The sequence below is a fragment of the Pseudomonas sp. FG36 genome, assembly GCF_057809275.1.
In genome coordinates, this window is the sequence record NZ_JBMDJQ010000037.1 from 43,128 (window position 1) to 52,113 (window position 8,986).

At 62.5% G+C, this 8,986-nt stretch carries 7 protein-coding genes; 3 read left to right on the top strand and 4 right to left on the bottom strand.

What is annotated here, in order from left to right:
* The first annotated feature begins 23 nt into the window (after positions 1–23).
* Positions 24–1,607, top strand: a complete 1,584-nt coding sequence (locus ACODS9_RS22515; protein ID WP_489094771.1) for a methyl-accepting chemotaxis protein — start codon at positions 24–26, stop codon at positions 1,605–1,607.
* A gap of 115 nt (positions 1,608–1,722) precedes the next feature.
* Here the strand turns inward: ACODS9_RS22515 and ACODS9_RS22520 are convergent, their stop codons facing one another.
* Positions 1,723–2,457 carry a YkgJ family cysteine cluster protein gene (locus tag ACODS9_RS22520; RefSeq protein ID WP_489094772.1) on the bottom strand — a complete coding sequence of 245 codons (735 nt, stop codon included), beginning with the start codon at positions 2,455–2,457 and terminating at the stop codon, positions 1,723–1,725.
* Positions 2,454–2,759: a hypothetical protein gene (locus ACODS9_RS22525; protein ID WP_489094773.1), complete on the bottom strand. Its 306-nt coding sequence runs from the start codon at positions 2,757–2,759 to the stop codon at positions 2,454–2,456. Before ACODS9_RS22525 ends, ACODS9_RS22520 begins: the two co-directional genes overlap by 4 nt.
* 186 nt (positions 2,760–2,945) lie before the next feature.
* Here ACODS9_RS22525 and ACODS9_RS22530 point away from each other — a divergent pair, with 186 nt between their 5' ends.
* Entirely contained in the window at positions 2,946–4,673 is a 1,728-nt protein-coding gene (locus ACODS9_RS22530) for an anti-phage dCTP deaminase (RefSeq protein WP_489094774.1), read from the top strand.
* Positions 4,674–5,055: 382 nt separating this feature from the next.
* Here the strand turns inward: ACODS9_RS22530 and ACODS9_RS22535 are convergent, their stop codons facing one another.
* Positions 5,056–5,955 (bottom strand): chemotaxis protein, encoded by a 900-nt coding sequence (locus ACODS9_RS22535; protein ID WP_489094775.1) that lies wholly within the window; start codon positions 5,953–5,955, stop codon positions 5,056–5,058.
* A 110-nt stretch (positions 5,956–6,065) separates the two neighbouring features.
* Positions 6,066–7,616 carry a nitric oxide reductase transcriptional regulator NorR gene (norR, locus tag ACODS9_RS22540; RefSeq protein ID WP_489094776.1) on the bottom strand — a complete coding sequence of 517 codons (1,551 nt, stop codon included), beginning with the start codon at positions 7,614–7,616 and terminating at the stop codon, positions 6,066–6,068.
* 154 nt (positions 7,617–7,770) lie between these two features.
* Here norR and hmpA point away from each other — a divergent pair, with 154 nt between their 5' ends.
* The gene (gene hmpA / locus ACODS9_RS22545; protein ID WP_489094777.1) at positions 7,771–8,949 is read left to right on the top strand and encodes an NO-inducible flavohemoprotein; all 1,179 of its coding nucleotides are present in this window, start codon (positions 7,771–7,773) and stop codon (positions 8,947–8,949) included.
* The last annotated feature ends 37 nt before the right edge of the window (positions 8,950–8,986 follow it).

Here is an 8,986-nt window from a genome sequence, read left to right on the forward strand (position 1 = left end):
CCGTACAACAACGAGTGCCTCCGATGAAGTGCAATATGCCTGTTACCGGTCGCGAAGTGGATTACCCCGGCGACGCCAACATCCTGTCCACCACCGACCTGGACAGCCGTATCACCTATGCCAATGAAGATTTCCTGCGGGTCAGCGGGTTCCCGCGCGAGGAGTTGCTGGGCAATCCTCACCACATCGTCCGCCATCCCGACATGCCGCCCCAGGCCTTCGCGCAGATGTGGCGGGCGCTCAAGGCGGGGCGTTCGTGGATGGGGCTGGTGAAGAACCGTTGCAAGAACGGCGACCACTACTGGGTAAGCGCTTTCGTCTCGCCGATCAGCAGCGGCGGGCAGGTGCTGGAGTACCAGTCGGTGCGGACCAAGCCTGGCGTCGAGCAGGTCGCGGCGGCCGAGCAGTGCTATGCAAGGTTGCGTGAAGGCCGGCGTGGCTGGCGTGAGCGCTTGCCGGTGCTGCAGTTGGGCACGCGCTTGTCGCTGGCGGTTGGTGTGGTGCTGGCGCTGGTGATCGGTGCGGGTCAATGGTGGCTGGGGGTGCCGCTGCTGGAATCGCTGGTGGAGATGGTGGCGGCGGCGGGCTTGAGCAGCCTGGCGATCCTGGTGCTGCTGCGCCCTTACGAGCGGCTGCGTCGGCAGGCCCAGGCGATCGCCGACAACCCGCTCAGCCAGCACCTGTACACCGGCCGGCGTGACGGCCTGGGGCAGATCGAGTTCGCCATGCGCATGCTCAAGGCGCAGCTGGGGGCAGTGGTCGGGCGCATCGGCGACACCTCCTCGCGCCTGGCCGGGCACTCGGGCTCGCTGGTCGAGGCCTTGCACAGCAGCCATGCCAACAGCCTCGAGCAGCAGAGCGAAGCCGACCAGGTGGCCACGGCGATCCACCAGATGAGCGCCAGTGTCGCCCAGGTGGCCAGCAGCGCGCAGATGGCGGCGATGGCGGCCGACCAGGCCGAGGACGAGACCCAGTCAGGCCACCAGCTGGTCGATCGCAACCGCTGCGCGATCCAGGACCTGGCCGGCTCGCTGGTGGAGGCCAGCGAGGTGATCCAGCAACTGGAGAACCACAGCAGCGAGATTTCCGGAGTGCTCGACGTGATCCGTGGCATCGCCGAGCAGACCAACCTGCTGGCGCTCAACGCCGCCATCGAGGCTGCGCGTGCGGGCGACCAGGGGCGGGGGTTCGCGGTAGTCGCCGATGAGGTGCGTGGCCTGGCCCAGCGCACCGCGCAGTCGACCCACGATATCCAGCGCATGATCGGCGCCCTGCAGGACGGCGCCCGCGCGGCGGTGCAGGTGATGCAGCAGAGCAGCGCCCATGCCGGGCACAGCGTCGAGCAGGCGCAACTGGCCAGCGATGCGCTGGACAGCATCAGCGTGCGGGTCAACCAGATCAACGAGATGAGCCTGCAGATCGCCGCGGCGGTGGAGCAGCAGAGCCAGGTCAGCGAGAACATCAACCGCAACATCACCAGCATCCGCCAGGCCAGCGAGGCGACGGTCAGCGTCGGGCAGCGCAGCCACAGCAGCGCCAGTGACGTGGCGGACCTGGCCAAGGACCTGCGGCGACTGGCGGATGAGTTCTGGCGGCGCTGTCAGTGATTGCCTGAGATGTCAGGGCCGGCCCATCGCGGGGCAAGCTCGCTCCCACACTGTTGGCAACCATGTTTGGAAGGGGCAGGGTGTGGGAGCGGGCTTGCCCCGCGATTGGATCTATCTAGAAACCGATGAACGCATAGTAGACCGGCGCTTCGCCCGTCACCTGTAGGCGATGACCCTGCAGATCGGCCGCAAGTGTCTCGTCCTGCACATGCACCACCCACGGTCCATCGACCGCCTGTGGCGCCTGCTCCAGCACCGAGGCAAACGCCGCCATGTCCGGCAACCATGCGGTAAACCCATTGCCCTTCAGCGCACTGGTGGTCATCCCCAGCGCCTGACAGATCGCCACCTTGGCCGCGATGTCATCGCGGTCGGCCTGGCGTGAGGCCTCAATCAGGGCACGCAGCGCCTCATCCACCGGCAGGTTGCCGTGAATCAGTTCCGGCCCTTGCGTCCAGGCTTCGGGCGGGCAGTCCTTGTTTTCCGGGCGCAGCGGCAGGTGCGGGTTGATCTCCGCCGGGTAGATGCGACAGACCAGCGGGCGGCTTTCATAGATGCCGCACAGGTCGTTGTCATCGAGATTGCGGCAGCGCCCCGGATTGAACGCGGCGAAGGTCACCGAGACCTGCAACTGCGCGTCACCGCATGGCACCGGGTGCGAACGGCGCAGCACATGCTCGCGCTGGTCCGTCGGCATGCCAGGGCCATCGGCGAGAAAACCTTCGATCAACACCACCACCTGGCCGCCGGAAACAGCCCACTGCTGGGCCTCGGCAAGCGTCAGCGGCACATGATGGCCCGTGCAGCATTTGCCGCAGCCGGTGCAGGCGAAGCGAATACTGTCGTTCATCGCTTGCCGGCTTCCCATTCCGTGGTGAAGGCTTGCTGGCGTTGGCGGTCGTAGAGGCACAGCTCGGTACCGGTGCGGTTCTGCATGTGCTTCTGGGGATAGGTGCCCTCGATCAGCAGCGCGCTGTAACCGACCTGGTCGTCAAACTCGGCGGGTTTGCCCAGGGCGTGGGCATCCTTGAACTGGCTGGCGGCCAGGCAGGCCTTGAGCATGTGCTGGCGTTGGTCGCTCCAGGCCTGGGGCGTCGAGGCGTGGGCGGAAACGGTTAGTAACGAAAGGCTAAGCAGTATCAAATGGAGCATGGGGCATGACCTCAACAAGAGAGGGAATTATGCCTTTCCATTGGCGCAACGCAAATTGCGAATTTTCTTACGTTTTAGCGGAAGGCTGGAACTTTATTAGCAAGCATTGCTCGTCCTGGAAAGACGATGATTCGTGGCTATACCTGTATGGATTCGAAAGCCAACGGGCAACGGTGAGGTCATGGAATGCGTTTCGAGGGATCATTTGCGCAGTTGAAGGAGCGCCTGGAAATATTGGCGCAGGTTGGAACATGGAAAGAACTCAACCCGAACCAGTATGAGTTTCGTACCCATAGCGGCGGTGTGATGTCTTGGTATCCGGGCACGGGTGAACTGAGTTTTCAGGGGAAGCCGGAGTCGTCCCGGGAACTGGAACAGTTGGTAAGAGGCGTGCTGTCACAGGCGGGTGAGCCCCTTTCCGATGCCCGACCGCTCATGGAGAACCTTGCGCACGCTCCTGAAATTATGAATATGTCCTTCCTGGATGATTCCTATGCGGATTCCGAGTTGGTTCTGGGACTTGTCGGGGCGCTGGGAACTGACCTGAAAGTGGTGTGCCAGATTATCGAAGAGCGGCTCAAGGCGTTTCGCTATACCTCACACTGCATTCGTATATCCACTGAGGTTATTGCAAAGATCGGGAACGTTCCGGATACCCAGGATCGTGTTGAGCGTATCGACAGGTACATGCGTGAAGGTAATCGGTTAAGGGAGGCGTCGGGGGACAATTCGATATTGGCGTTGGGTGCTGCTGTCGCCATCAGCCAACTGAGATCCCAGGAAAGTCAGGCGGAGCCTGGTCGAAATGCCTATCTGATCAACTCTCTTAAAACACCGTTTGAGGTGCAGCGGTTACGTAAGATTTATGCCGGGGGCTTCTTCCTGATCGGCGTGCATGCGGACCATGAGCGCAGAAGTCGCTACCTTCTCGATGACTTACGATTGACCAAGGAGCAGGCGGCGGATCTGATTTCACGGGATGAAAACGAAAAGGAGACCTACGGGCAGCACACCCGTGATACCTATCATTTGTCTGACTTCTTTGTCAGCTATGACGGAAATATTGATGCCCTTAAGAATCAGGTTTGGCGGATTCTGGATCTGCTGTTCGGGAAACCCTACGTCACACCCACTTTCGATGAGTATGCGATGTTCATGGCCTTTTCTGCCTCCCTTAGGTCCGCTGACCTGTCACGGCAGGTCGGTGCTGTACTGACCAAGCACGACTGCATCATCGCAACAGGGGCTAACGACGTACCCAAGGCAGGCGGCGGCCTGTACTGGCCAACCAGGAACGATGCACATGAAATTTTGGATGAGGAGGATGGAAGGGACTACAAGCGAGGCGAGGATTCAAATGCCATGCAAAAAAAGGAAATAATAGAAAACATCATTCGTTCACTCCCCGAGCATTGTCGGGATGAAGTGACGCCCTTGATAAAAAATAGTGGAATAAAAGATATCACCGAGTATGGCCGGGTTGTCCATGCTGAAATGGAAGCGCTGTTGTCATCTTCCCGGATGGGGGTAAGTGCGGTCGATAGCACGTTGTATTGCACCACCTACCCTTGCCATAACTGCGCGAAGCACATCATCGCCGCAGGTGTTGATCGTGTGGTGTATGTCGAGCCCTATCCAAAGAGTAAAGCGCAGAAATTTCATTCGGACTCGATTTCTCTGGAGCGTTCGCGTAAAGGGGTATTTTTTGACGCCTTCATCGGTGTTGGGCCAAGAAGTTTCTTTGATCTTTTTTCCATGAATCTGGGTAGTGGCTACGCTGTCATACGTAAGACCGAGGATGGGCAGGCGGTTGACTGGAGTGAAGCAAATGCTAAATTGCGAACCCAGATGCAGCCTTGCTCATACATCGATCGCGAGTATATGGCTGGGCACACTTTGTCAACGTACTTATAGGGTGATTCCGATGAGCGGAAGTAAAGAGGAATTTCTTCGCTATCTCGATGAGTGCCGCGAAAAGGTCCAGCAATGGCCGGCCTGGAAGCGAGAGGCTGTGAAGGCACCGAACCGAGAGCCAGTCGTTTTCAGGGAAGCTTCGCAGACCCGCCCTCAGTCGACGAATAGCCGCTGAATCTTCAAGAGCCATGCACGAGTGTCCTGTCTCGGAAATAAGCTGTTCACTTTTGGCGGCGTCTTGGGCGCCCGGCCTGCGTTGCCACTCCTCGCCATAGCCCTGCTATGACTCGTCGCGGCGCCTTGCCCGAACACCCAAGCCACTCGCCAAAAGAGAACGTATTTCCGAGACAGGACACTCGCATGGCTCTTCACTTTCTGGCTTTCAGCGCTCCTCGAACACCACCGCTCGCGCCGCCGTCACCAGGCAGTTGGTCAGCTCCGGCGAGGAGAACTTGGTGAGAATGGCATTGGCCCCGGCCAGCTTGGCCTTGTCACCGCTCATCGCGCTGTCCAGCGAGGTGTGCAGCAGGATGTACAAGTGCTGGAAGTCCGGGGTTTCGCGCAGGGTGCGGGTGAAGGCGAAACCGTCCATCTCGGACATCTCGATGTCCGAGACGATGATGTTGATCTCCCTGTCGGTGCCTTGCAGCTCCAGCAGCACATTGATCGCATCCTTGGCGCTGCGCGCGGTGTGGCAATCGATGCCAAGGTTGCGCAGGGTGTGCACCGACTGCTGCAACGCGACCTGGCTGTCGTCCACTACCAGGATGTTGGCAGCGGCCAGCAGGCTTGCATCTTCTTCGCTGACTTCCCTCGGGTGGGGTTCGTGGGGTGGCGGGGCGATGCCGTGGATGACCTTCTCGATATCCAGCACCTGCACCAGGGTGTTGTCCACCCGGGTGACGCCGGTAATGAACGAGCGATTGCCCGAGCCGTAGGGCGGCGGTTTGATGTCGGTGCTAAGGCAATGGACGATGCGGCTCACCGCTTGCACGTGCAGGCCCTGACGCGAGCGGCTGATCTCGGTGACGATCAGGCAGCCGCCGTCGGGGTCGGCCAGGGGCATTTCGCCGATGGCGCGGGAGAGGTCGATCACCGACAGCGAGTTGCCGCGCAGGGTGGCGACGCCTTTGACGTGCGGGTGGGACTCCGGCAGCTTGGTCAGCGGCGGGCAGGGGATGATCTCGCTGACCTTGAGCAGGTTGATAGCCATCAGCTTGCCGCTGCGCAGGGTGAACAGCAGCAGGGACAGCGAGTCCGCGCGGGCTTTTTGCGTGGCCATGGACAACCTTCGCTATGAATGAGGGGGAGGATGCCGGGTTATCGGCTTTCTGGCGCCAGGCTTTAGCTTAGTTTGCTATTCGCTCTGTATGAGGCTGCTTCGCCGCCCCATCAGCGCAGCCCCAAGCGCTTGGCCAACCGGCTCAGGTTGGCCCGATCCAGCCCCAGCTCCCGGGCTGCGGCTGCCCAGTTGTCCTGGTGACGATCCAGGCACGCTTCGACGATCTGCCGTTGATAATCATCCACCGCCTCGCGCAGCCCCCCCTCGGGCAGCGGCGCGTCAGCCGACGGTGCCTCGGTTTCTGCCAGCATGCTCGGCGCCACGTTGCGCAGATCGAGGTCGGCCGCTTCCAGGGTGAGGATCTTCGGCCGCCGTCCGTGCTGCCCCAATGCCTTGAGCGCCGAGCGACCGATCAGGTGCTCCAGTTCGCGGACGTTGCCCGGCCAGCCGTACGCCAGCAGGGCGGTCTGGGCGTCGGTGGACAGCCGCAGGCTCCCCAGCCCCAGGCGCGCGCGGTTCTGTTCGAGGAAAAAGCCCGCCAGCAACAGCACGTCGCGGCCTCGCTCGCGCAGGGGCGGAACTTGTAGCGGGTAGACGCTCAGCCGGTGGTAGAAGTCGGCGCGGAAGTTGCCATTGCGCACCTCTTCGGCCAGGTCGCGGTTGGTCGCGGCGATCAGGCGTACATCGACCAGATGGTCGCGGTCCGAACCCAGGCGTTGCAACTGCCCGCTCTGCAACACCCGCAGCAACTTGGCCTGCACTGCCAGCGGCAGCTCGCCGACCTCGTCGAGGAACAGCGTGCCGCCGTTGGCCAGCTCGAACTTGCCGCGGCGTTCACCATGGGCGCCGGTAAAGGCGCCGCGCACATGGCCGAACAATTCGCTCTCCACCAAGGTGTCGGGCAGGGCGGCGCAGTTGAGGCTGACCATCGGCTTGCCGGCACGCTGGCTGGCATGGTGCAGGGCCTGGGCCACCAGTTCCTTGCCGACGCCGGTCTCGCCGGTGATCAGCACGGTCAGGTCGCTGCCACCGACCAGTCGGATCTCCTCGACCAGGCGCTTGTGCGCCTTGCTCTGGCCGATCAGTTCGCGGTCCTGGCCGCTGGCCTGGCGATACACCTCGGCGCGCTGGTGTTCATCCTCGGCGCGCAGGGCCAGGTGCTCGATGCGCTCGGCCACGGTCACCGTGGCGGCGGCCAGGCTGGCGAAGGCCTGCAGGGCGTCGAGTTCGAGGCTCTGGAACTGGCCGGCGGTGAGCGCGTCGAGGGTCAGCAGACCCCACGGGCGTTCGTCGACCATCAGCGGGCAACCCATGCAGTCGTGCACCTCGAGATCCACATGGGCGGCGTCGACCAGGCCGTCGTAAGGGTCGGGCAGCGGGCTGTCGCTAGGGAAGCGGGTGGGCTCGGAGCGGCTGAGCAGGGCCTGGAAGCGCGGGTGCTCGCTGACCCGGAAGCGTCGGCCCAGAGTGTCCGCCGACAAGCCATCCACCGCCAGCGGCACCAGCCACTCGCCATCCAGGCGCAGCAGCGCCGCGGCATCGCACGGCAGCAGACCGCGCATGGCCTGCAGCAGCCGGCGGTAGCGTTCCTGGTCGGGGAGGTCGCGGGACAAGTCGCTCACCAAGGGGAGGAGGGCGGTGAGTAGGGGCTTTGCAGTCATATGGACTCCTGTTGGTCGGAATGACTATACGCCTGAGTGTGTCCTTTTGACATCGATCAATGAAAACCCCCGGTTTTACTGACGATCAAAGTTGGCACGATTGCTGAAATGGTCTACGCAACCATTCGAAGCCACAGGCTCAGGAGTTGTCGTAATGCTCAATGCCGAACAACGTGCAATCATCAAAGCCACCGTGCCCCTGCTGGAAAGTGGTGGCGAGGCCCTGACCACCCACTTCTACAAGATGATGCTCAGCGAGTACCCCGAGGTACGCCCGCTGTTCAACCAGGCCCACCAGGCCAGCGGCGACCAGCCGCGTGCCTTGGCCAACGGCGTGCTGATGTACGCCCGGCATATCGACCAGCTCGAGCAGCTGGGCGGTCTGGTAGGCCAGATCATCAACAAGCACGTCGCCCTGCAGATTCTCCCTGAACACTACCCGATCGTCGGCAGCTGCCTGCTGCGCGCCATCGAGGAAGTGCTGGGCAAGGAGATCGCCACCGCCGAGGTGATCGCCGCCTGGGCGGCGGCCTACGGCCAGCTTGCCGACATCCTCATCGGCGCCGAGGAGAACCTGTACAAGCAGAAGGAAGAGGCCGCCGGCGGCTGGCGCGGCACCCGCGAATTCCGCCTGGTGCGCCGCGAGCAGGAAAGCCGCGAGATCGTCTCGTTCTACTTCGCTCCGGTCGATGGCAAGCCGGTGCTCAAGGCCGAGCCGGGCCAGTACATCGGCCTGAAGCTGGAAATCGATGGCCAGGAGCAGCGTCGCAACTATTCGCTGTCGGCCCTGTGCGACGGTGAGCAGTACCGCATCAGCGTCAAGCGCGAGGCGGGCGGCAAGGTCTCCAACTACCTGCATGATGGCTTGATGGTCGGCGATACCCTGCAACTGTTCCCGCCTTCCGGTGATTTCACCCTGGTCTCCAGCGACAAGCCGCTGGTGCTGATCAGCGGCGGTGTGGGCATCACCCCGACCCTGGCCATGCTTGAGGCGGCCCTCGAGACCGAACGCCCGGTGCACTTTATCCATTGCGCGCGCAACGGCGCGGTGCATGCCTTCCGCGACTGGATCGATGGCCTGGCGGCGCGCCACCCGCAACTCAAGCGCTTCTACTGCTACGCCGAAGAAGATGGCAGCCAGGCTGCCGACGCAGTGGGCCTGCTGGACCAGGACCTGCTGGCCGAATGGCTGCCGCGTGAGCGTGATATCGACGCCTACTTCCTCGGACCCAAGGGCTTCATGGCGGCGATCAAGCGTCAGCTCAAGGGCCTGGGTGTGCCGGAAGGGCAGAGCCGCTATGAGTTCTTCGGGCCGGCTGCGGCGCTGGAGTAAGCGATAGGCCTGGCGGGCCCCATCGCCGGCTTGCCGG